Here is a 20,801-nt window from a genome sequence, read left to right on the forward strand (position 1 = left end):
TTGAAAGGGAGTCTTCGATGTCGACGCTCACCCGTGGATTGACGTTTTTGTTGGCCGCTGCCTGCGCCCTGGCCGTGGCCACGGTGTATCTCGCCCAGCCGCTGCTGGAGTCGATGGCGGCGAGCCTTGGGGTGAGCAGCGCCCGCTCCGGCCTGGTAGTGGGGATGACCCAGGCCGGCTATGCCTTGGGGCTGGTGCTGATCGTGCCACTCGGGGACTTGGTCGATCGCAAGCGACTGATCCTCGGCCAGTTGCTGGTCTCGTCCGGCGCCTTGCTGGCCGTAGCCTTTACCGTGGACTGGGCCGTGCTGCTGGCCGCAATGTCCCTGGTCGGCCTGGCAGCGGTGGTGGTGCAAGTGATGGTGGCGCATGCCGCCACATTGGCCTCGCCCGCCGAACAAGGGCAGGCGGTGGGCACGGTGACCAGCGGCGTGGTGCTGGGCATCCTCTCGGCGCGTCTGATATCGGGCGCAGTGGCTGACCTGTTCGGCTGGCAGGGTGTCTATGCGGTGGCGGCGGGACTGGCGCTGGCAATGGCGGGGCTGCTCGCCTGGCGCTTGCCTGCCGCCAGGCCGCAGGGGCCAGGGCAGCGCTATGGGGCGTTACTGGCATCGGTGCTGCGGCTGTATCGACATGACCGCCTGCTGCGCCAGCGCGGCCTGTTCGCGGTGCTGGTGTTCGCGGCGTTCAGCGTGCTGTGGAGCGCGATGGTGCTACCCTTGAGCGCCGCGCCACTGGCGCTGGACCATACGCAGGTCGGGTTGTTCGGCCTGGCCGGTGTGGCGGGAGCGCTGGCGGCAGCACGTGCCGGACGCCTGGCCGATCAGGGGCATGCGCGGCGGGTGAGCGGCTGGGCACTGGGCCTGCTGACGCTGTCGTGGCTACCCATCGCCTACCTCGAGCAGTCATTGCTGGCATTGGTGATCGGGATACTGATGCTGGACCTGGCTGTGCAGGCGGTGCACGTGACCAACCAGAGTGTGCTGCTGGCGGGGCGCGGCGAGATGGCCAGCCGGCTGATCGGCGCCTACATGTGCTGTTATTCGCTCGGCAGCGGGGTGGGAGCGGTCGTGGCGACCTGGGTGTACGGGCAGTGGGGCTGGGTGGCGGTGTGCGGCTTGGGGGCGGGGATAAGCGCGCTAGCCTGGGGCTATTGGGGGTATCTCTGGAGCATCGAGACGATGCGCGGCGCGCCCGCTCCAGTCGGAGCAGGCGCGCCTGCGGATCAGAACTTGTAGCCGATACCGACCATGTAGACCCACGGATCGACATCGACGTCGACCTTGGTCTTGCCCACGCCCAAGGCGCTCGGGCCGTCGATGCTGGCCTTGGTGTCGATGTCGACGTACCAGACCGCGGCGTTGAGCAGCAGGTTGTCGGTGAGCATGTAGTCCATGCCCAGCTGGCCGGCGATGCCGACCGAGTCCTTCAGCTTCATGTTGCTGAAGCCCTGGGCCTTGCGGTCGCTGGTCAGGTCTTCATCGAAGAACATCGTGTAGTTGATGCCCACGCCGGCGTACGGCTGGAACTTCGAGGACGGCGCCATCGGGTAGTACTGCAGCGACAGGGTCGGCGGCAGTTGCTTGATGTCGGCCAGCTTGCCGTCCAGGCCAGGGCCGAGGCCCTTGACGCCGACTTTGTGCTGGAACGGGGTGGCGGCCAGCAGCTCGAGACCAATGTGGTCGGTGAGCATGTAGGCGAAGGCCAGGCCCAGCTGGGTGTCGCTGTCCAGGGTCGCCTTGGTGCCCGAGACCTTGGCGCCGTCGAGCTTGATGTCGCCGCTGTTCTCGTTGGGCGCGGTGGTGATGGCGCCGGCGCGGAGGATGAAATCCCCCGCCTGGTGGGCGTGGGCGACAGGGGCTGCAAGCGCCAACGCGACGAGCGAGGCACCGAGCAAGGACTTGTTCATGGAAGCTCCCAGAGGACGTGAGTAATCGAGTAGTCCAATGGTACGAAGCTGACTAAACAGAAAGTTTGACCCAGCTCAAAGAAGCCGTGCTATCGGGGTGACGCAGTGCTCACTTGAGCTCATACGCGTAGATTTTCTCTGCTTCCATCTGGTAACCGGCATCCGCCAGCTCGCTGCTGCTGGCCTTGACCTGCATCGTCCCCTCGATCCAGTAGGGCTGGTACAGGTCTTCGATGCGCACGCCCATCTCGCTGACGATATGCACGATCTGGTTCGACGGCGGTGGCGGCACATGGATGCAGGCGCCGTAGTAGGGCACCAGGAGGAACTCGGTGGTGCGGCCTTCGTCGCTGACTTCCAGCGGCACGATGTAGCCGGGGATCTTCACCTGCTGGCCGTCCAGGGTTTTCACCACCGGTGCGTTGGGCGCCTGCTGGCGGGCGGCGGGGGCCGCCTCGGCGGACAGCGCGTTGCTGATCTGCGACAGGTCGTGCAGGGGCGTCAGTTGTGGCGGGATGACCGGCGCGCCCTCGGGGATCAGGGCGGGCCAGTCCAGTTCGCGCGGGTCGGCGGCCCACAGGGGCAGCGAAGTCATCAGCATGATCGTGAGCAGCAAGTACTGAATGATCGGTGTTGCCTTCTTCGCGGGTAAACCCGCTCCCACAGGAGGTGAGGCGATCCCTGTGGGAGCGGGTTTACCCGCGAAGAGGGCGGTGAAGTCTAGAGTCATGTCTGTCTCTTAAAGATGAATCGACAAACCATCGGCCAACGACTGCCGATAGGCGCGCCAGGCCGGCACGCTGCCCATCAGCAGCGCCGCGCCTAGGATGATGGCCAGCAACGTCCACTCGTGGGCGCTCGGCCAGGCCAGTGGCAGGTATAGCCCATAGTTGGCCTGTACATAGCCTTGAGCCAGGGCGATGCCCGCATACAGCAACCCCAGCCCGGCGGCGATGCCCGCCAGCGCCAGGGCCAGTGCCTCGAGCACCAGTAGCCCGGCGATGTGCCAGGGACGGGCACCCACCGAACGCAGGATGGCCATCTCCCGGCGGCGCTCGTTGAGGCTGGTGAGAATGGCCGTGAGCATGCCGATCAGGCCGGTGAGCACGACGAACAGCGACACCACGAACAAGGCCTGCTCCGCCGTGCCCATCAGGCTCCACAGCTCCTGCAGGGCCACGCCGGGCAGGATCGCCAGCAGCGGTTCGGCACGGTACTCGTTGATCTCGCGCTGCAGGCTGAAGGTGGCGATCTTGCTGTTGAGCCCGAGCATGAAGGCGGTGATTGCTGCGGGCTGCAGGTCCATGGTTCGAGCCTGCTCGGCGCTGATACGCCCGGCACCACGGGCCGGCACGCCGTTGTGCCAGTCGATGTGGATCGCCTCCATGCCGGCCAGGCTGATGTGCAGGGTGCGGTCCACCGGGGTGCCGGTGCGCTCGAGCACGCCGACCACGGTGAACGGCTTGTCGTCATGCTTGACCAGGCTGATGGCGGCTACACCATGCGCCAGCACCAGCTTGTCGCCGAGCTTGTAGTGCAGCGCCTGGGCCACTTCGGCGCCAAGCACCACCTCGAACGGATCGTCGGCGAATGCCCGGCCCTGGTCGAGTGCCAGGTGCTGGCGGCGGCCGAACTGGTAATGGCTGAAGTAGTCGGTGGTGGTGCCCATCACCCGGTAGCCACGGTGCGAGTCGCCCAGGGAGATCGGGATGGCCCATTTCACCCGCGGGTCGCTGGCGTAGTGCTGGTAGCTGTCCCAGCGGATGTTATTGGTGGCGTTGCCGATGCGGAACACCGAGTACAGCAGCAGGTTCACCGACCCCGAGCGGGCGCCGACGATCAGGTCGGTACCGCTGATGGTGCTGGCGAAGCTGGCGCGGGCCTCGGTGCGCACCCGCTCGACGGCCAGCAGCAGGCACACCGACAAGGCGATGGCGAACGCGGTGAGCAGGGCGGTGAAGCGGCGGTTGGCCAGGCTGGCCAAGGCAAGGCGAAGCAGGTACATCAGGCCTCCCGGGGCTTGGCGGCGCGGTTGAGCTCGGCCAGGGACAGGTGCCGGTCGAACAGCGGCGCCAGGCTCTGATCATGGCTGACGAACAGCAGGCTGGCGCCGGCGTCGCGGCATTCGTCGAACAGCAGGCGGATGAAGGCCTCGCGGGTGTCGGCGTCGAGGGCCGAGGTGGGCTCGTCGGCGATCACCAATTCGGGCTGGCCGATCAGCGCCCGTGCCGCGGCGACCCGCTGCTGCTGGCCGATCGACAGGCTGTCGGCGCGGCGGGCGAGCAGGGCCGGGTCGTCCAGGCCCAGGTGGGCGAGCAGTTGGGCAGCGGCCTGGTCGATGCTGCCATGGCGCTGGGCGGCGCGGACCGCGCGGCTTTTCGAGAAGCGGCAGGGCAGCTCGACATTCTCCCGCACCGACAGGAACGGCAGCAGGTTGAACTGCTGGAAGATGTAGCCGGTGTGATCGACCCGGAAACGGTCGCGCGCGCCCTGGCCCAGGGTTGCGAGGTCTTGGCCAAGCAGACGGATGCTGCCTTGCCCGGGGCGGTTGACGCCACCCAGCAGGCCGAGCAGGGTGGTCTTGCCGCTGCCGCTGGGGCCCTTGAGGAACAGCGCTTCGCCGGGCTCCAGGCGAAAGGCCGGGATTTCCAGCAGCGGCGCCTGGCCGGGCCAGGCGAACACCAGATCATGCAGTTCGATCAGCGGCTGGTTCATTCAGAACGCGACCATGGCCTTGGCGGGGGTGGCCTCGACGCCTCTCTGGCCGTTGCGGCCGATCAGTTGCACGTTGATCTTCTGGGTCTGCGGGAAGGTCTTGAACAGCGGGCCGAGGTCGATCTGGGTGAGTTTGCCCGGGGTGGCACAGGTCAGCTGATAGTGGGCGTTGACGTCGGCGTGCGCGTGACCGTGCTCATGGCTGTCGCCATCCTCGTCGGCGTCACCGAACAGCGGGCTTTCCAGCTCCTGGGCGTCTTCCTTGCAACCGGCGGCCTGTGCAATGCCGAACAGTTTCAGGGGCTGTTCGAGCTGTTGGCGGGCGGCGGCGACCTTGGCCTTGTCGGCATCGCTGCTGGCTACGTGCTCGAAGCCGACGATGTTCATCGCCGGGCTGTCCAGTTCCAGCTCGAGGGTATTGCCGTCAAGCACCGCGTTGAGCTTGGCCACGCCATGCTCGTGGGTGCCTAGGGTGCCATGGGCGTGGTCATGATCATGGTCGTCGTGGGCATGGGCCACGGCCAGGGGCAGCAGGGCGAAGGGCAGGGCGAGCAACAGACGACGCATGGACGGCTCCACAGGCGGCTTGGGATGATTTGTGATGTTATAACAATTGTTCTTTGCCCCGCCAGCCTGTCTGGCACAGGTTTCATGTTCGTGGGAGCATGGCGGCATCGAGCCTGAAAGCAAGGAACCTATCGTGAGAATTCGTGGACAGATCGGTGACTGGCCGGTGGACCTGACCGTTGAGCTGGCGCCGGAGGAGTGGGCACAGTTGGGGCGTCGACTGGAGGTGCCGGCCTCTGTCGAGGCGCTGCCGGTCACCACCAGCCCGGCACCTCGGCAGGATGACGGGCAGTGGGCGGCCGCGCGAGAAGTGCTGCGCCAGGCGGGCCAGATGGGTGGGCCGGAGCTGCTGGAGCGCCTGGAGGGGCTGGCCGGGAGCGTGGCGGCGGGCAAGCGCCTGCTGGTGCGCTTGCGCCACAGCAGTGAGGTGAAGGTGGAAAGCGGCGTGGATGCGCCGGTGTATCGCTGGGTGGGGTGAGCGATACATCGCGGAGCACGTCTGCTTTCTTGTAGTAAAAGGTGACTTATTGATTTAACTGGAGCGGCGTGGGAGCGGGCTTGCCCCGCGATGCGGTTTATGGCACCGGCTTCGCCGGTGATCGCGGGGCAAGCCCGCTCCCACGGGTTTGCCTTGCCGTGGCGTCAGAACAGCGCAGCGGACAGCTTGCGGCGATACACGCTGACCAGCGGGTGAGCGTTGCCCAGCAATTCGAACACCTGCAGCAGCGCCTTCTGCGGCAAGCCGTTCTCGTAGGCGCGGTTGCGCTGGAACAGCTTCAGCAGCCCGTCCATCGCGGCCTCGTACTGCTGGCGCGCCAACTGCTGGATGCACAGCTGGTAGGCTGCTTCGTCGTCCTGCGGATTCTGCGCCAGGCGACTCTTCAGCTCGGCGGCTTCCGGCAGGCTGGCGGCCTGGCGCAGGAAGGTCAGCTGGGCCTTGGCGCCGGCCAGGGCGGCCTTGTGCTCGTCGGTCTTGACCGCGTCGAGTACCACCTGGGCCTCGCCCAGCTCGCCGCGCTCGGCCAGGCAGCGGGCGTAGAGGATCAGTGCCTCGGCATTGCTGTTGTCTTCACCCAGCAGTACCTGCAGCAGGGCCTCGGCTTCGCTGAAGCGGCTTTCGGCGAACAGCGTCTTGGCCTGCTCCAGCGGCGCGGCGGCAGGCGGCGCGGGCATCTGCACATGGGGTTCGAGCATGGCGCGGATGGCCGACTCGGGCTGGGCGCCGGCGAAACCGTCGACCGGCTGGCCGTCCTTGAACAGCACCACGGTCGGCAGGCTGCGGATGCCGAACTGGGCGACGACCTGCTGCTCGACGTCGCAGTTGATCTTGGCCAGCAGCAGTTCGCCCTGATAACCCTCGGTGATCTTTGCCAGCAACGGCATCAGCGCCTTGCACGGCGCGCACCACTCGGCCCAGAAGTCGACCAGCACCGGCTTGTGGAAGGAGTTCTCGATGACCAGTTGCTGGAAGGTGGCATCGGTGGCATCGAAGATGTACGGCACATCTTTGTTATCAGGAGCTTGGCTCATCGCAACTCTCGCAAATCCGTGAATACCCCCACTATAAGGGCTCGCGGCTGGCATGGTACAGGCTGACCCGGCGGAATTCGTGCGGCTCGGCCAGATCCGGCAGGGTCAGCGCCTCGAGCACGCCGAGCGGGCGGTACAGCGGGTGGCTGAAGTCGCGCACCCGCGAATCGGCGACCAGCGCCTGGCGGCCACGGCTGAGGAACTCGTCCAGCAGCGGCAGGTTGGCGCGGTCGTAGAGCACATCGGCGACCAGGATCAGGTCGAAGCGGTCGGCTTCGGCGAAGAAGTCGCTGCTGTAGCTCAGCGTCACACCGTTCAGCGCGGCGTTGGCACGGCAGGCGTCCAGGGCCAGCGGATCGAGGTCGCAGGCCACCACCTCCAGGGCGCCGGCCCGGGCGGCGGCGATCCCGGCAATGCCGGAGCCGGCGCCGAAATCCAGCACGCGCTTGCCGCGCACCCACTGCGGGCGCTCGGCCAGGTAGCGCGCCATGGCCAGGCCGCTGGCCCAGCAGAAACTCCAGTAGGGCGGCTCCTCGAGAATGCGCCGGGTTTCCTCGCGGGTGAATTCGCGGTCCATGTTCTGGTCGTCGATCAACCAGAGTTTCAGCTCGCACCCGGGCAGTTCGCTGACGATCAGCCGCGCTTCGCCGATCAGGCCGCTCAGGGCCTGTTGCAGGATTGCCGGGGCCATCTAGGGTGCCTTTTCGAAACGCAGCGGGCCGGTGGCCTGGGTCTGGGCCTGGGCGATGCGTACCGGCGGCAGGTGCAGGATCAGCTGGCCGGAGCGGCTGGCGCGACCGCGCAGTTCGACCCGGGCTCCGGCGGGGAAGGCTTCGGGGTTGAAGCGCAGGCGGTAGGGCAGGGCCTGGCCAGTGCCGCTCAGGGTGCTGCTGGCCAGCAGTTGCTGTGGTCGGCCGCGCTCGTCGATCACCAGCAGGGCCAGCTCCACGTCGGCGCCCGCCGGGATTTCCAGCAGGGTGCCGCTCAGCTCGCGCTGGTAGGCCGGCAGCGGGCCCAGGGGTTCGGTTTTCTTGGCCACCTTGGCCGGCACAGGGGCAGGGGCCTGTTCCGGCTTGGGGCGGTCGCTGCCGCAGGCGGCGAGCAGGGCGGCGCAACACAGCACGACGAGCGCTCGAGGGTGCATGGGGTAGTCCTTCACGGGCAGATTTGCATGGATGGTAAACCCTTTGGCTTGTCTTGCCAGTGCAATGCGCTACCATGGCCCTCCCTTTTTTTGTTGCCTGCCACCATGCACTGTCCGTTTTGCGGTGCCAACGACACCAAGGTCATCGACTCGCGTCTGGTCGCCGAGGGCGAACAGGTGCGTCGTCGGCGCGAATGCGTCGCCTGCGGCGAGCGCTTCACCACCTTCGAAACCGCCGAGCTGGTCCTGCCCCGGCTGATCAAGCAGGACGGCACGCGCCAGCCCTTCGACGAAGACAAGCTGCGCGCCGGCATGCAGCGCGCGCTGGAGAAGCGCCCGGTCAGCGTCGAGCGTCTGGAAGCGGCGCTGGCGCATATCAAGAGCCGCCTGCGCGCCACCGGCGAGCGCGAAGTGAAGTCACTGGTGGTCGGCGAGATGGTGATGGCCGAGCTGCGCAAGCTCGACGAAGTGGCCTACATCCGTTTCGCCTCGGTCTACCGGCGTTTCCAGGACCTCGACGAATTCCGCGAAGAAATCGACCGCCTGGCCCGCGAGCCGGCTAAAGAGTAAGCATGTCCAGCCAAGCCATTCTCGACGCCCACTACATGGCCCGGGCCGTGGAACTGGCCCGCAAGGGCCTGTACAGCACCCACCCCAACCCCCGCGTGGGTTGCGTGATCGTGCGTGACGGCGAGGTGGTCGGCGAAGGCTGGCATGCGCGCGCCGGCGAGCCGCACGCCGAGGTCCATGCCCTGCGCCAGGCCGGTGAGCGCGCCCGCGGCGCCTGCGCCTATGTCACCCTCGAGCCCTGCAGCCACCATGGCCGCACGCCGCCGTGCGCCGAGGCGCTGGTCAAGGCCGGGGTGGCGCGGGTGGTGGCGGCCATGCAGGACCCCAATCCGCAAGTGGCCGGCAATGGCCTGCAGCGGCTGCGCGAGGCCGGCATCGAAGTCGCCAGCGGTGTGCTCGAGGCCGAGGCTCGCGCGCTCAACCCGGGCTTTCTCAAGCGCATGGAGCAGGGCCTGCCGTTCGTGCGCGCCAAGCTGGCCATGAGCCTGGACGGCCGCACCGCCATGGCCAGCGGCGAAAGCCAATGGATCACCGGCCCTGCGGCGCGTGCCGCGGTGCAGCGCTTGCGCGCCTGCTCCAGCGTGGTGCTGACCAGCGCCGAGAGCGTGCTGTTCGACAACGCCCGCATGACCGTGCGTGGCGAGGAGCTGGGCCTGGATGACGCGCTCACCGCCCTGGCCCTGTCGCGCCCGCCGTTGCGCGTGCTGATCGACGGGCGCCTGCGTCTGCCGCTGGACGCGCCGTTCTTCCAGGCCGGCCCGGCACTGGTGGTGACCGCCGCCGGTGAAGACCCACGCTATGCGGCCGCCGGCCATGAACTGATCAACCTGCCCGGCAGCGAGGGGCGTGTCGACCTGCCGGCACTGCTGCGCACCCTGGCTGGGCGCGGGGTCAACGAAATCCTGCTGGAGGCCGGCGCCGGCCTGGTCGGCGCTTTCGCCCGCCAGGGCCTGGTCGACGAGTACCAGCTGTTCGTCGCCGGCACCTTCCTCGGCTCCGACGCCCGTCCGTTGCTGGACTGGCCGCTGTCGAAAATGAGCGAGGCGCCGCGGCTGAAGATCACCGAAATGCGCGCGGTCGGCGATGACTGGCGAGTCACTGCCATCCCCCTGCCGGCCCCCGGCGTATAATGCCTGGCTTGTGCCATATAGCCCGAGGCGCAGCCCGTATCTAGGAGAACACCATGTTCACCGGCATCATCGAATCCATCGGCACCATCCGCAGCCTCACCCCCAAGGGCGGTGACGTGCGCGTCTACGTAGAGACCGGCAAGCTCGACCTGGGCGACGTCAAGCTTGGCGACAGCATCGCGGTCAACGGCGTGTGCCTGACCGCCGTCGAGCTGCCCGGCGACGGCTTCTGGGCCGACGTCAGCGTCGAGACCCTCAAGCGCACTGCCATGGTCGACCTCAAGAGCGGCAGCCGGGTCAACCTGGAAAAGGCCCTGACCCCCACCACCCGCCTGGGCGGCCACCTGGTCAGCGGCCACGTCGACGGCGTCGGCGAGATCGTCTCGCGCGCCGATAGCGCCCGCGCCATCCAGTTCCGCGTGCGCGCGCCCAAGGAGCTGGCCAAGTACATCGCCCACAAGGGCTCGATCACCGTCGACGGCACCAGCCTGACGGTCAACGAAGTCGATGGCGCCGAGTTCGAGCTGACCATCGTCCCGCACACCCTGTCCGAAACCATCATGGCCGACTACCGCGCAGGGCGTCGGGTGAACCTTGAGGTCGACCTGCTGGCCCGTTACCTGGAGCGTCTGCTGCTGGGCGACAAGGCCGCCGAGCCGAGCAAAGGCAGTGGCATCACCGAAAGCTTCCTGGCCGCCAACGGCTTCTTGAAATCCTGATTGAGAAGGGGGTGCCGCGTGGCGCTCAACAGCATCGAAGAACTGGTCGAAGACATCCGCCAGGGCAAAATGGTCATCCTCATGGATGACGAAGACCGCGAGAACGAAGGCGACATCATCATGGCGGCCGAGTGCTGCCTGCCCGAGCACATCAACTTCATGGCCAAGCACGCCCGCGGCCTGATCTGCATGCCGATGACCCGCGAGCGCTGCGAAACGCTCAAGCTGCCGCTGATGGCGCCGCGCAACGGCTCGGGCTTCGGCACCAAGTTCACCGTGTCGATCGAAGCCGCCGAAGGCGTCACTACCGGCATTTCCGCCGCCGACCGCGCCCGCACCGTGCAGGCCGCCGCCGCCAAGGACGCCAAGGCCGAGGACATCGTCAGCCCCGGTCATATCTTCCCGCTGATGGCCCAGCCCGGCGGCACCCTGGCCCGCGCCGGTCACACCGAGGCCGCCTGCGACCTGGCGCGCATGGCCGGCTTCGAGCCAAGCGGGGTGATCTGCGAAGTGATGAACGACGACGGCACCATGTCGCGCCGCGCCGAGCTGGAAGTGTTCGCCGCCGAGCACGGCCTGAAGATCGGCACCATCGCCGACCTGATCCACTACCGCATGATCCATGAGCGCACCGTGCAGCGCGTCTCCGAGCAACCGATCGAGAGCGAGCTGGGCCAGTTCAACCTGGTCACCTACCGCGACGCGGTGGAAGGCGATGTGCACATGGCCCTGACCCTCGGCAAGATCTGCGCCGAGGAGCCGACCCTGGTGCGCGTGCACAACATGGACCCGCTGCGCGACCTGCTGATGGTCAAGCAACCGGGCCGCTGGAGCCTGCGCGCGGCCATGAGCGCCGTGGCCGAGGCCGGCAGCGGCGTGGTGCTGCTGCTGGGCCACCCGCTGGACGGCGACGTGCTGCTGGCGCATATCCGCGAGAGCGCGGGCGATGCCCCGGCGAAAGCGCCGACCACCTACAGCACCGTCGGTGCCGGTTCGCAGATCCTGCGCGACCTCGGCGTGCGCAAGATGCGCCTGATGAGTTCGCCGATGAAGTTCAATGCGATATCCGGATTCGATCTGGAAGTTGTAGAATACGTGCCCTCCGAGTGACTTGAGGCGGCATTTTCGCCCCTGGACTCGAGTCCAAACCCTCCCGAGGCCGCCACAGCGCGGCCTCGCTCTTGAAGATGAGAACTCCGGAATGACCCTGAAGACCATCGAAGGTACCTTCATCGCCCCCAAAGGTCGCTATGCTTTGGTGGTTGGCCGCTTCAACAGCTTCGTCGTCGAAAGCCTGGTAAGCGGTGCAGTCGATGCCCTGGTACGCCACGGCGTCAGTGAAAGCGACATCACCATCATTCGTGCCCCGGGCGCGTTCGAAATCCCGCTGGTAGCGCAGAAAGTCGCCCAGCAGGGTGCTTATGACGCGATCATCGCCCTGGGCGCAGTAATCCGTGGCGGTACCCCGCACTTCGAATACGTGGCGGGCGAGTGCACCAAGGGCCTGGCCCAGGTGTCCATGGAGTTCGGTGTTCCGGTGGCCTTCGGCGTCCTGACCGTCGACTCCATCGAGCAGGCCATCGAGCGTTCCGGCACCAAGGCCGGCAACAAAGGTGCCGAAGCTGCCCTGTCGGCCCTGGAAATGGTCAGTCTGCTGGCGCAGTTGGAGGCCAAGTGATTAGCGACGAAAGCGATCGTTTCAACCCGCGCGATCCAAAACCTGCGGATGCCGGCAAGCCCTCGAAGAGCGCCAAGCGTCGCGAAGCCCGCAAGCTCGCCACGCAAGCGCTCTACCAGTGGCACATGGCCAAGCACTCGCTGAACGAAGTGGAAGCGCAGTTCCGGGTCGATAACGATTTCACCGATGTCGACGGCGCCTACTTCCGCGAGATCCTGCACGGGGTCCCGGCGAAGAAGGCCGAGATCGACGAGGCGCTCAAGCCTTGCCTGGACACGCCGCTGGAAGAGCTCGACCCGGTCGAGCTGGCCGTGCTGCGCCTGTCCACCTGGGAGTTCATGATGCGCGTCGACGTGCCGTACCGCGTCGTCATCAACGAAGGCGTGGAACTGGCGAAGGTCTTCGGCGCCACCGACGGCCACAAGTTCGTCAATGGCGTGCTGGACAAGCTGGCTCCGCGTCTGCGTGAGGCGGAAGTCAAGGCGAACAAGCGCTGATCGCGGCGCTGACCAGCCATGGGTGAGTTCGAGCTGATCCGTCACTACTTCGCCGCCGCGCCTTGTGCGCAGGGCGGCGAGGGCGTGGCCCTGGGGATCGGCGACGACTGCGCCCTGCTGGACCTGCCCGCCGGCGAGCAACTGGCGATCTCCACCGACACGCTGGTGGCCGCTGTGCATTTCCCCGCCGTCTGCGACCCGCTGCTGCTGGGCCAGCGCTCGCTCGCCGTGGCGGCCAGCGACCTGGCGGCCATGGGCGCCACGCCCATCGGCTTCACCCTCGCCCTGACCCTGCCCGAAGTCGGCCCGGACTGGCTTGAAGCCTTCGCCGATGGCCTCGGCCGCATGGCCCACCGTTGCCGCATGACCCTGATCGGCGGTGACACCACCCGTGGACCGCTGAGTATCACCGTGACCGTGTTCGGCCGGGTACCGGCGGGCCAGGCCCTGCGTCGCAGCGGCGCGCAGCCGGGCGACCTGCTGTGCGTCGGCGGTTTCCTGGGCAATGCGGCGGGGGCCTTGCCGCTGGTGCTGGGCGAGCGCGAGGCGGCTGCCGAGGTGGCCGGCCCGCTGCTGGAGCACTACTGGTCGCCCTTGCCCCAACTGCAACTGGGCGAGCGCCTGCGTGGCCTGGCCACGGCGGCACTGGATATCTCCGACGGCCTGCTGGCCGACTGCGGGCATATCGCCAAGGCGTCCGGCGTCGCGCTTGAGGTGAACCTGGCGCAGGTCCCCGTGTCTGCTCCTTTACAGGCTTTCCTGGGGCGCGAGGCGGCGGTGCAGGCGGCGCTCACTGGCGGCGACGACTACGTGCTGGCCTTCACCCTGCCGGAAAGCGCACTGACCTCCCTGGCCCGCGAGGTGCACGTCATCGGGCGTGTGCTGCAAGGCCAGGGTGTGACCCTGCGTGACCCGCAGGGCCAGGACATCACCCCCGTGCAGCGGGGCTATCAACATTTCAGGGAGACACCGTGACCGACCACCCCAACCAGGTGCCTGCGGAGTTCGTTCCGCCTTCGGTCTGGCGCAACCCGTGGCACTTCATCGCCTTCGGCTTCGGCTCCGGCACCCTGCCCAAGGCCCCCGGTACCTGGGGGTCGCTGGTGGCGCTGCCGTTCATCCCGCTGTGGCAGATGCTGCCCGACTGGGGCTACTGGCTGCTGCTGGGCATCAGCATGCTGTTCGGCGTGTGGCTGTGCGGCAAGGTGGCCAACGACTTGCGCGTGCACGACCACGAGGGCATTGTCTGGGACGAGATCGTCGGCATGTGGATCACCCTGTGGCTGGTGCCGGAAGGCTGGCAGTGGCTGCTGGCGGGGTTCCTGATGTTCCGCTTCTTCGACATCCTCAAGCCGTGGCCGATCCGCTGGGTCGACCGCCATGTGCATGGTGGGTTCGGGATCATGCTCGACGATATCCTGGCCGGCGTGTTCGCCTGGCTGGGCATGCAGGTTCTGGTGTGGGCGGTGGCCTGATACAGGGAGCGTTGCAATGGCCTTGAGGAGTGTGTTGCTGGCGTGGGTGCTGCTTTGCGCGGTGCCCGGCGTCATGGCGCAGGAACAGCAGGTGCGCCTGGTCAGCGAGGAGTGGCTCGACTACACCAACGCCGATGGCAGCGGGCTGGCCTGGGACGTGCTGCGCCAGGTGTTCGAGCCGGCGGGGGTCAAGGTCAAGGTGCTGAGCGCGCCGTACAGCCGCTCGGTCGGTTTGGTGAAACGGGGCGAGGCGGATGCCTGGGTCGGCTCGTACAAGGAAGAGAACGACGACAACCTCTATCCGCGCTGGCATTTCGACCTGGACCATATCTATGCCCTGGGCCTGGCCGGCAAGCCGCAGCCGACGCTGGACACCATCGGCCAGTACCGCCTGGCCTGGGTGCGTGGCTATGACTACGCCAGTTACCTGCCCAACGTCCACAATTTCCGCGAGGTACAGCGTCGCGAAGGGATCCTGCCCATGCTCGAGCATGACCGGGTGGATTTCTACATCGATGCACAGACCGAGGTCGAGTACGTACTCGGGCAGGCGCCCGAGCCCAAGCGCTTTCGCAGCACCCACGTCGCCGAGCTGCCGTTGTACCTGGCGTTCACCCGCAGTGCGCAGGGCGAGGCCTTGCGTGACCTGTTCGACCGGCGCATGGCGCAACTGGTGCGCAGCGGTGAGTTGAAGCCGATCTTCGAGCGCTGGAAGCAGCCGTATCCGTTCACTGCGGATAGCCAGCCGCATTAGGCTCATGTCGCTGTTCTTGTAGGAGCGGCCTTGTGTCGCGATGGGCTGCGTAGCGGCCCCAGCAATTTTGATGCTGGCTCGGAATCTGGGGCCGCTGCGCGCCCCTTTCGCGGCACAAGGCCGCTCCTACAGGATTTGGTCCTTGTTCCATAAGCATCGAACATTTCGATCTTAAGCCACCATATTCCTCCTGCGCACCTGCGCCGGGCTGCTGATACAATCGGCCGATCTGAAAAATCCTACTATCCAGGAGCACAACGTGCCCGTCGTCTTTGTTGCCGCCTCTAAACTCCCGACGCCCTTTGCGATCTTCACCATGCATGGCTTCCTCGACGAAGCTACTGGCCGCGAGCACGTGGTGCTCAGCCTGGGTGACATCGCGGACGGCGAGCCGGTGCTGGGGCGCCTGCACTCCGAGTGCCTGACTGGCGATGCCCTGTTCAGCCAGCGCTGCGACTGCGGCTCGCAACTTGAAGCCGCGCTGCAGGCCATCGCCCGCGAAGGCCGTGGCGTGCTGCTGTACCTGCGTCAGGAAGGCCGTGGCATTGGCCTGCTGAACAAGATCCGCGCCTACGAGCTGCAGGATGGCGGCGCCGACACTGTCGAGGCCAACGAGCGCCTGGGCTTCGCCGCCGACCAGCGTGACTACGCCATGTGCCTGCCGATGCTCGAACACCTGGGCGTGAAATCGCTGCGTCTGATGACCAACAACCCGCGCAAGGTCAAGGCCCTGACCGACATGAGCATCAAGGTTGCCGAGCGCGTGCCGCTGCACACCGGTCACAACCCGCACAACCGCCTGTACCTGGCCACCAAGGCCGACAAGCTTGGCCACATGATGGGCAACAAGCACCAGGGCGAGGTGCCACAGGCGTGACCCGCGGCGAGGTGAAGCGGCGGCTGGCCCTGGCCTGGTGGCAGTACCTGGCCATGGGGTTGTTGCCGTTGCCGATAATGGCCTGGGCGTTCGGCGGCGGTGAGCCGCTGATCCCGGTGCTGGCCATGCCCTTGTTCATCGCCGGGGCCGCGACCATGTTCCTCAGCCTGCCGCGCTTCGGCGCCTACAAGCGGGCATTGATCGCCACCGACAAGCAGCTGGGCACGCCGGACGAACCCGCTGCCTGGATCGAGTTGGCGCGGGTTCGACGCCTGGCCATGCTGTTCGCCTGCTTCCCGGCCTGGGTCGCTGCACTGTCGGTGTTGGTCGGGCTGGAGGCCGTGCCGCAGATCCTCCTCGCCCTGTCTACTGTGGTGCTGCTGTACCTCTACCGTATTCCGCGCCAGCTCGGCTGATGCGGGCGCTTCTCGCCTCCTTCGCATTGCTGTGCCTCGGTACCCTGGCCGAGGCCGGGCCGCGGGTGGTCAGCCTGGCGCCGTCGATGACCGAGATCGTCCTCGAACTGGATGCTGATGACCTGCTGGTGGGCCTGCTGGATGCAGGCGAGCGTCCGCCCGGCCTTCAGGCCCTGCCCTCGGTCGGGCGCCATGGCCAGCTGGATATGGAGCGCTTGCTCAGCCTCAAGCCTGACCTTCTGCTGCTCTGGCCCGGCAGTGTCGCGCCAGCCCAGCGTGACCAGCTCAAGCGCCTGGGTATCGCCACGTTCAGTGGCGAGCCCGGCGACCTCGACCAGTTGATCGAGCAGATCGAAGCCATCGCCCGGCGCCTCGGGCGGGACGAGCAGGGTCGCGCCTATGCCGCCGGCCTGCGTGATCGACTGCAGGCGCTGCGCGAGCGCTACCGGCGCGACACGCCGCTGCGGGTGTTCTATCAGGTCTGGGACAAGCCGCTGTACACCTTGGGTGGACGCCAGGTGGTCAGCGATGCCTTGCGCGTCTGCGGGGCGCGCAATGTGTTCGACGACCTGACCCAGCCTGCGCCGCAGGTCAGCGTGGAGTCGGTGCTGTTGCGCGATCCCGAGGTGATCCTGGCGGGTGACGCGGCGCAGCTGGCCAGCTGGCGTAGCTGGCCGCAGTTGAGCGCCGTGAAGGGGGAGCGTTTGCTGGTGGTGCCGGACAAGGGACTGGAGCGGCCCAGCGGGCAGATGATCGAGGCTACCGCCCGGTTGTGTGCGCTGTTGGAGGCTAGAGGGTCGGTGTCCAGGTAAGGCTCAGCAGCCAGGTGCGGCCTTCTTCGCGATAGCCGTACTGGCTGCCATCGAAGCTGTAAAGGGCACGGCTGTAGTGCTTGTCCAGCAAGTTGTCCAGCTTCAGCTCCAGCCTCACCTCGTCGGTCAGGGCCATGCCGCCGCGCAGACCGAGTAGTCCGTAGCCACCGATGCGATTGTTGTTGGATGGATCGTCGTAGCTGCCGCTGACGGCTTGCCAGCTCGCACCCACGTTGAAGCGTTCGAACTGTCGATCCAGGTCCAGGCTCAACGTGCGTCGAGCGCGCCGTTGCAGGGTATGGCCGCTTTCACGGTCGCGGGGATCGATCATGCTCAGGCCCAGCTGAGAGGTCCAGCCAGCCCACTCCTGCATTAGCGACAACTCCAGGCCGTTGATGCGTGCGTTGTCGACATTGCCGGGGCGCCTGCGCGTGGGGTCGTAGTTGATCGCGTCGCGCAGGTCGGTGCGATACAGCGAGGCTTCCAGGCGAGTATGGCTGGCCAGTTGGCTGCGCCATTGCAGCTCGTAACTCTTCGAGTGCTCGGGACGCAGGTCCGGATTGCCGTACTGCACGTCATACAGGTCGTTGAAGGTCGGGGCGCGGAATCCTTCGCTATAGGACACCAGCACATCATTGCGTGGATTCAAGGGGACGGTGAGGCTGGCGTTCCAGGTGGTCTGCTCGCCGTACTGCTGGTTGCGATCGTGACGCACGCCAAGCTCGCTGGAAAAGCGTTCCCCCGCGAAACGGTACTGGGCGAAGATCGCGCGGTTCCAGCGGCTGTCCTCGCTGAAGTTCGCCGTGCCGTGGAAGCGGTCCTGATACCAGTCGCCACCGAGCATCAGCTGGTTGCGCTCGTCCAGGGCAAGCTCGTTCTGCCAGGTGACCTGATCACGATAGGTGTTGTAGATGAAGCGCTGGTCGCTGAGCTTGTCGCGCTTGTCGTCGCGGTTTTCGCTGTGGCCCAACTCCAGCCTGGAGTGCCAGGTGTCATTAAGCTGGACGTCGAACCATGAGCCCAGGCTGCTGACGCTGAAGTCAGTGTAGGGCTGCTGTGGATAACTCAGCCAGGTGACATCATCCAGCCGTCCGTACGGATTGTCGTATTCACTGCGCCCGCAGCTGTCGAGCAGGTTCAACCCGGCTTCGAAACGCTCGTTGAAGGTGTGGCTCAGGTTCAGGTTGAGCGAGCGGTTGCGATAGGCGTCATGGTCGCCATCGCTGGCATACGACGGCCCGGTCGAATCGATGCCAGCGGTTTCGTCGAGGCTGGCGCCGAGGTTGAAGCGGGTCGCGCCATCACCGCCCGACAGCCCCAGGCTGCGTTGCCAGGTCTGATTGCTGCCGGCGGCCAGGCGCAGGCGCGGTTGCAGGCCCTGGCCGTCACCACGGCGGGTGAAGATCTGGATCACCCCGCCAATGGCGTCGCTGCCGTAGATCGCTGAGCGCGAGCCGCGCAGCACTTCCACACGTTCGATCTGGTCGATGCCGAGGAACTGCAGGGCGCTGTCGCCGGAGGTGGCATTGGCAATGCGCACGCCGTCGACCAGCACCAGGGTCTGGGCGGCCTTGGTGCCGCGGATGAAGATGCCGGGCAGGCTGCCGCGACCGCCGGTGGGTGCGACCTGTACGCCGGGAACGCGGGCGAGCAGGTCGGTGACGCCGCTGGGTTGCAGGCGATCGATATCGGCACGGGTGAACACCGTGTTGGCGGCGCTGGTGGCGGTGCGTGACTCGACCTGGCGGCTGGCGCTGATCAGTACGTCGGGGAGTTTCAGGGCGTCATCGCGCTCGGCGGCCAGCAGGAATGTAGGGGCGCAGAGGAGTGCGGCACAGGCGGATTTTTTCATGGGCAGTTCCATCGCATTCGCGGGTAAACCCGCTCCCACAGGATCTCCACAGACCTTGAATACTGTGCAGTCCTGCTCCCACAGGATCTCCACAGACCTTGAATACTGTGCAGTCCCTGTGGGAGCGGGTTTACCCGCGAAAGGGCCCTAGAGGCCGAGCTTGGCCATCCGGGCTTTGACGGAGGCTTCGATCCCCGCCACATCCAGCCCACATTCAGCCAACATCTGCGCAGGCTTGGCATGCTCGACATAGATGTCCGGCAGACCCAGGTGCAGCAGTGGCTTGACCACGCCCTCGCGGGCCAGGAACTCGCCGACGGCGGCGCCGGCACCACCCATGATGGCGTTCTCCTCGATGGTCACCAGCAGTTCGTGGCTGGCGGCCATCTCCAGCACCAGCGCCTCGTCCAGCGGCTTGACGAAACGCATGTCGACCACGCTGGCGTCGATCTGCTCGGCCACCTGCAAGGCTTCGGTCAGTTGCACGCCGAACACCAGCAGGGCGACCTTGCCGCCCTGGCGGCGGATCACTCCCTTGCCGATCTCCAGTGGTTCCAGATCGCCGCTGATCGGCGCGTTGGGGCCGGTGCCGCGCGGGTAGCGCACGGCGGCCGGGCCCTTGTAGTGGTGGCCGGTGCTGAGCATCTTGCGCAGCTCGTTCTCGTCGCTGGGGGTCATCACCAGCATGCCGGGGATGCAGCGCAGGTACGAGAGGTCGTAGGCGCCGGCGTGGGTCGGGCCGTCCTCGCCGACCAGGCCGGCGCGGTCGATGGCGAACAGCACATCGAGGTCCTGCACCGCCACGTCGTGGATCAGCTGGTCATAGGCGCGCTGCAGGAAGGTCGAGTAGATCGCCACCACCGGCTTGGCGCCCTCGCAGGCCATGCCCGCGGCAAAGGTCACCGCGTGCTGTTCGGCGATGGCGACGTCGAAGTAGCGCTCGGGATAGCGTTCGCTGAAGTCGATCAGGTCCGAGCCTTCCTTCATTGCCGGGGTGATGCCCACCAGGCGGTTGTCGGCGGCGGCCATGTCGCACAGCCACTGGCCGAACACCGAGGCGTATTTTGGCCCGCTGGCTTTTTTCGGCGCGACCGGCTTGTCGGCCGGCTCCAGCTTGGTGATCGCGTGGTAGCCGATCGGATCGACCTCGGCCGGGGCGAAGCCCTTGCCCTTCTTGGTCACCACATGCAGGAACTGCGGGCCCTTGAGGTCGCGCATGTTGCGCAGGGTGGCGATCAGGGTCGGCAGGTCGTGGCCGTCGATCGGGCCGATGTAGTTCCAGCCCAGTTCCTCGAACAGGGTGCCGGGCACCAGCATGCCCTTGGCGTACTCTTCGGTGCGACGGGCGATCTCCCAGGCCCCGGGCAGGCGTGACAGCACTTTCTTGCTGCCTTCGCGCATGCTGGCGTAGGTGCGGCTGGAGAGGATCTTGGCCAGGTAGTTGGACAGGCCGCCGACGTTGCGCGAGATCGACATGTCGTTGTCGTTGAGGATGACCAGCATGTTGGCATCCACTTCCTGCGCGTGGTTCAGCGCCTCGAAGGCCATGCCGGCGGTCAGCGCGCCGTCGCCGATCACGGCGATCGACTTGCGCGGATCGTTCTGCAGACGGGCGGCGATGGCCATGCCCAGCGCGGCGCTGATCGAGGTGCTGGAATGACCGACGCCGAAGGTGTCGTACTCGCTCTCGCTGCGGCGCGGGAAGGCGGCGATGCCGTCCTTCTGGCGCAGGCTGAGCATGCGCTCGCGGCGGCCGGTGAGGATCTTGTGCGGGTAGGCCTGGTGGCCGACGTCCCACACCAGCCGGTCGTCCGGGGTGTCGAAGACGTAGTGCAGGGCGATCGTCAGTTCGATGACGCCCAGGCCCGCACCAAAATGCCCACCGGTCTGCCCCACGGTATAGAGCAGGTCCTGGCGCAGCTCGTCGGCCAGGGTCTCCAGGTCGGCTTCGGCCAGCCGGCGCAGGCCGGCGGGCGTGTCGGCGCGGTCCAGCAAAGGCGTGACCGGGCGTTCGCGGGGGATCTCTTGAAACGTCGTGGGCATCAGGCGTGTCGTTATAGGTGTGAAGACGCGGCAGTTTACCCCATTGTAGGAAAAGCTGCCCATTCGGACGGGTGTGCAGGAAGCTCAATGCAGCGCAGATCCTGTAGGAGCGG

General features: G+C 66.7%; 24 protein-coding genes. 14 read left to right on the top strand and 10 right to left on the bottom strand.

Annotation, left to right across the window (positions count from 1 at the left end; all coding sequences use genetic code 11):
- Nucleotides 1–17 precede the first annotated feature (17 nt).
- Nucleotides 18–1,238 (top strand): MFS transporter, encoded by a 1,221-nt coding sequence (locus NMG10_RS18465; RefSeq protein WP_254464856.1) that lies wholly within the window; start codon nt 18–20, stop codon nt 1,236–1,238.
- Here the strand turns inward: NMG10_RS18465 and NMG10_RS18470 are convergent.
- The 5 genes from NMG10_RS18470 to NMG10_RS18490 form a co-directional block, all read right to left on the bottom strand.
- Nucleotides 1,226–1,909: an OmpW family protein gene (locus NMG10_RS18470; protein ID WP_028690266.1), complete on the bottom strand. Its 684-nt coding sequence runs from the start codon at nt 1,907–1,909 to the stop codon at nt 1,226–1,228. The two genes, NMG10_RS18465 and NMG10_RS18470, sit on opposite strands and share 13 nt — an antisense overlap.
- A gap of 109 nt (nt 1,910–2,018) precedes the next feature.
- Nucleotides 2,019–2,510 carry a DUF3299 domain-containing protein gene (locus NMG10_RS18475; protein ID WP_254464860.1) on the bottom strand — a complete coding sequence of 164 codons (492 nt, stop codon included), beginning with the start codon at nt 2,508–2,510 and terminating at the stop codon, nt 2,019–2,021.
- A gap of 138 nt (nt 2,511–2,648) precedes the next feature.
- The gene (locus NMG10_RS18480; protein WP_062361877.1) at nt 2,649–3,914 is read right to left on the bottom strand and encodes an ABC transporter permease; all 1,266 of its coding nucleotides are present in this window, start codon (nt 3,912–3,914) and stop codon (nt 2,649–2,651) included.
- Nucleotides 3,914–4,624, bottom strand: coding sequence for an ABC transporter ATP-binding protein (locus tag NMG10_RS18485; RefSeq protein ID WP_234560565.1), 711 nt, complete (start codon nt 4,622–4,624; stop codon nt 3,914–3,916). The genes NMG10_RS18480 and NMG10_RS18485 overlap by 1 nt, the downstream gene beginning before the upstream one ends.
- Nucleotides 4,625–5,191: a DUF2796 domain-containing protein gene (locus tag NMG10_RS18490; RefSeq protein ID WP_232856663.1), complete on the bottom strand. Its 567-nt coding sequence runs from the start codon at nt 5,189–5,191 to the stop codon at nt 4,625–4,627. It lies immediately after the preceding gene.
- Nucleotides 5,192–5,324: 133 nt separating this feature from the next.
- On the opposite strand from NMG10_RS18490, the gene NMG10_RS18495 reads away from it, so the two are divergent.
- Nucleotides 5,325–5,669 carry a hypothetical protein gene (locus NMG10_RS18495; RefSeq protein ID WP_254464857.1) on the top strand — a complete coding sequence of 115 codons (345 nt, stop codon included), beginning with the start codon at nt 5,325–5,327 and terminating at the stop codon, nt 5,667–5,669.
- 164 nt (nt 5,670–5,833) lie between these two features.
- Here the strand turns inward: NMG10_RS18495 and trxA are convergent, their stop codons facing one another.
- Genes trxA through NMG10_RS18510 form a run of 3 tightly spaced genes read right to left on the bottom strand, consistent with a single transcriptional unit; the run spans nt 5,834 to nt 7,865 of the window.
- Complete coding sequence (gene trxA, locus NMG10_RS18500) at nt 5,834–6,721, bottom strand: thioredoxin (RefSeq protein WP_232856661.1); 888 nt, start codon at nt 6,719–6,721, stop codon at nt 5,834–5,836.
- Between the two features lie 31 nt (nt 6,722–6,752).
- Nucleotides 6,753–7,412 (bottom strand): methyltransferase, encoded by a 660-nt coding sequence (locus NMG10_RS18505; protein ID WP_254464858.1) that lies wholly within the window; start codon nt 7,410–7,412, stop codon nt 6,753–6,755.
- Entirely contained in the window at nt 7,413–7,865 is a 453-nt protein-coding gene (locus NMG10_RS18510; protein WP_028690274.1) for a YbaY family lipoprotein, read from the bottom strand.
- A 105-nt stretch (nt 7,866–7,970) separates the two neighbouring features.
- Between NMG10_RS18510 and nrdR the strand changes: the two genes are divergently transcribed.
- The 12 genes from nrdR to NMG10_RS18570 all read left to right on the top strand — a co-directional run bounded on the left by nrdR (nt 7,971) and on the right by NMG10_RS18570 (nt 16,793).
- Entirely contained in the window at nt 7,971–8,435 is a 465-nt protein-coding gene (gene nrdR, locus NMG10_RS18515; RefSeq protein ID WP_009685710.1) for a transcriptional regulator NrdR, read from the top strand.
- Between the two features lie 2 nt (nt 8,436–8,437).
- Nucleotides 8,438–9,565 carry a bifunctional diaminohydroxyphosphoribosylaminopyrimidine deaminase/5-amino-6-(5-phosphoribosylamino)uracil reductase RibD gene (ribD, locus tag NMG10_RS18520; RefSeq protein ID WP_254464859.1) on the top strand — a complete coding sequence of 376 codons (1,128 nt, stop codon included), beginning with the start codon at nt 8,438–8,440 and terminating at the stop codon, nt 9,563–9,565.
- 53 nt (nt 9,566–9,618) lie between these two features.
- Complete coding sequence (locus NMG10_RS18525; protein ID WP_050703585.1) at nt 9,619–10,284, top strand: riboflavin synthase; 666 nt, start codon at nt 9,619–9,621, stop codon at nt 10,282–10,284.
- 18 nt (nt 10,285–10,302) lie between these two features.
- Nucleotides 10,303–11,394, top strand: coding sequence for a bifunctional 3,4-dihydroxy-2-butanone-4-phosphate synthase/GTP cyclohydrolase II (gene ribBA, locus NMG10_RS18530; RefSeq protein ID WP_050703586.1), 1,092 nt, complete (start codon nt 10,303–10,305; stop codon nt 11,392–11,394).
- A gap of 91 nt (nt 11,395–11,485) precedes the next feature.
- The gene (ribE, locus tag NMG10_RS18535) at nt 11,486–11,962 is read left to right on the top strand and encodes a 6,7-dimethyl-8-ribityllumazine synthase (protein ID WP_003255395.1); all 477 of its coding nucleotides are present in this window, start codon (nt 11,486–11,488) and stop codon (nt 11,960–11,962) included.
- Nucleotides 11,959–12,459 carry a transcription antitermination factor NusB gene (nusB, locus tag NMG10_RS18540; RefSeq protein WP_203650064.1) on the top strand — a complete coding sequence of 167 codons (501 nt, stop codon included), beginning with the start codon at nt 11,959–11,961 and terminating at the stop codon, nt 12,457–12,459. The genes ribE and nusB overlap by 4 nt, the downstream gene beginning before the upstream one ends.
- A gap of 18 nt (nt 12,460–12,477) precedes the next feature.
- Complete coding sequence (thiL, locus tag NMG10_RS18545; protein ID WP_203650066.1) at nt 12,478–13,434, top strand: thiamine-phosphate kinase; 957 nt, start codon at nt 12,478–12,480, stop codon at nt 13,432–13,434.
- On the top strand, nt 13,431–13,934 hold the full coding sequence (locus tag NMG10_RS18550; protein WP_023632630.1) for a phosphatidylglycerophosphatase A: 504 nt from the start codon (nt 13,431–13,433) through the stop codon (nt 13,932–13,934). Before thiL ends, NMG10_RS18550 begins: the two co-directional genes overlap by 4 nt.
- A gap of 16 nt (nt 13,935–13,950) precedes the next feature.
- Complete coding sequence (locus NMG10_RS18555; RefSeq protein ID WP_203650068.1) at nt 13,951–14,688, top strand: ABC transporter substrate-binding protein; 738 nt, start codon at nt 13,951–13,953, stop codon at nt 14,686–14,688.
- 259 nt (nt 14,689–14,947) lie between these two features.
- Nucleotides 14,948–15,565 (top strand): GTP cyclohydrolase II, encoded by a 618-nt coding sequence (gene ribA / locus NMG10_RS18560; protein ID WP_011531972.1) that lies wholly within the window; start codon nt 14,948–14,950, stop codon nt 15,563–15,565.
- Entirely contained in the window at nt 15,562–15,981 is a 420-nt protein-coding gene (locus tag NMG10_RS18565) for an MFS transporter (protein WP_203650070.1), read from the top strand. Before ribA ends, NMG10_RS18565 begins: the two co-directional genes overlap by 4 nt.
- Nucleotides 15,981–16,793: a cobalamin-binding protein gene (locus NMG10_RS18570; RefSeq protein ID WP_203650072.1), complete on the top strand. Its 813-nt coding sequence runs from the start codon at nt 15,981–15,983 to the stop codon at nt 16,791–16,793. Before NMG10_RS18565 ends, NMG10_RS18570 begins: the two co-directional genes overlap by 1 nt.
- Here NMG10_RS18570 and NMG10_RS18575 read toward each other — a convergent pair.
- Nucleotides 16,771–18,645 carry a TonB-dependent siderophore receptor gene (locus NMG10_RS18575; RefSeq protein ID WP_232856656.1) on the bottom strand — a complete coding sequence of 625 codons (1,875 nt, stop codon included), beginning with the start codon at nt 18,643–18,645 and terminating at the stop codon, nt 16,771–16,773. The two genes, NMG10_RS18570 and NMG10_RS18575, sit on opposite strands and share 23 nt — an antisense overlap.
- 147 nt (nt 18,646–18,792) lie before the next feature.
- The gene (dxs, locus tag NMG10_RS18580; RefSeq protein WP_232856655.1) at nt 18,793–20,688 is read right to left on the bottom strand and encodes a 1-deoxy-D-xylulose-5-phosphate synthase; all 1,896 of its coding nucleotides are present in this window, start codon (nt 20,686–20,688) and stop codon (nt 18,793–18,795) included.
- Between the last annotated feature and the right edge of the window lie 113 nt (nt 20,689–20,801).

Source organism: Pseudomonas sp. DVZ6 (assembly GCF_024259445.1).
GTDB lineage: Bacteria > Pseudomonadota > Gammaproteobacteria > Pseudomonadales > Pseudomonadaceae > Aquipseudomonas > Aquipseudomonas peradeniyensis.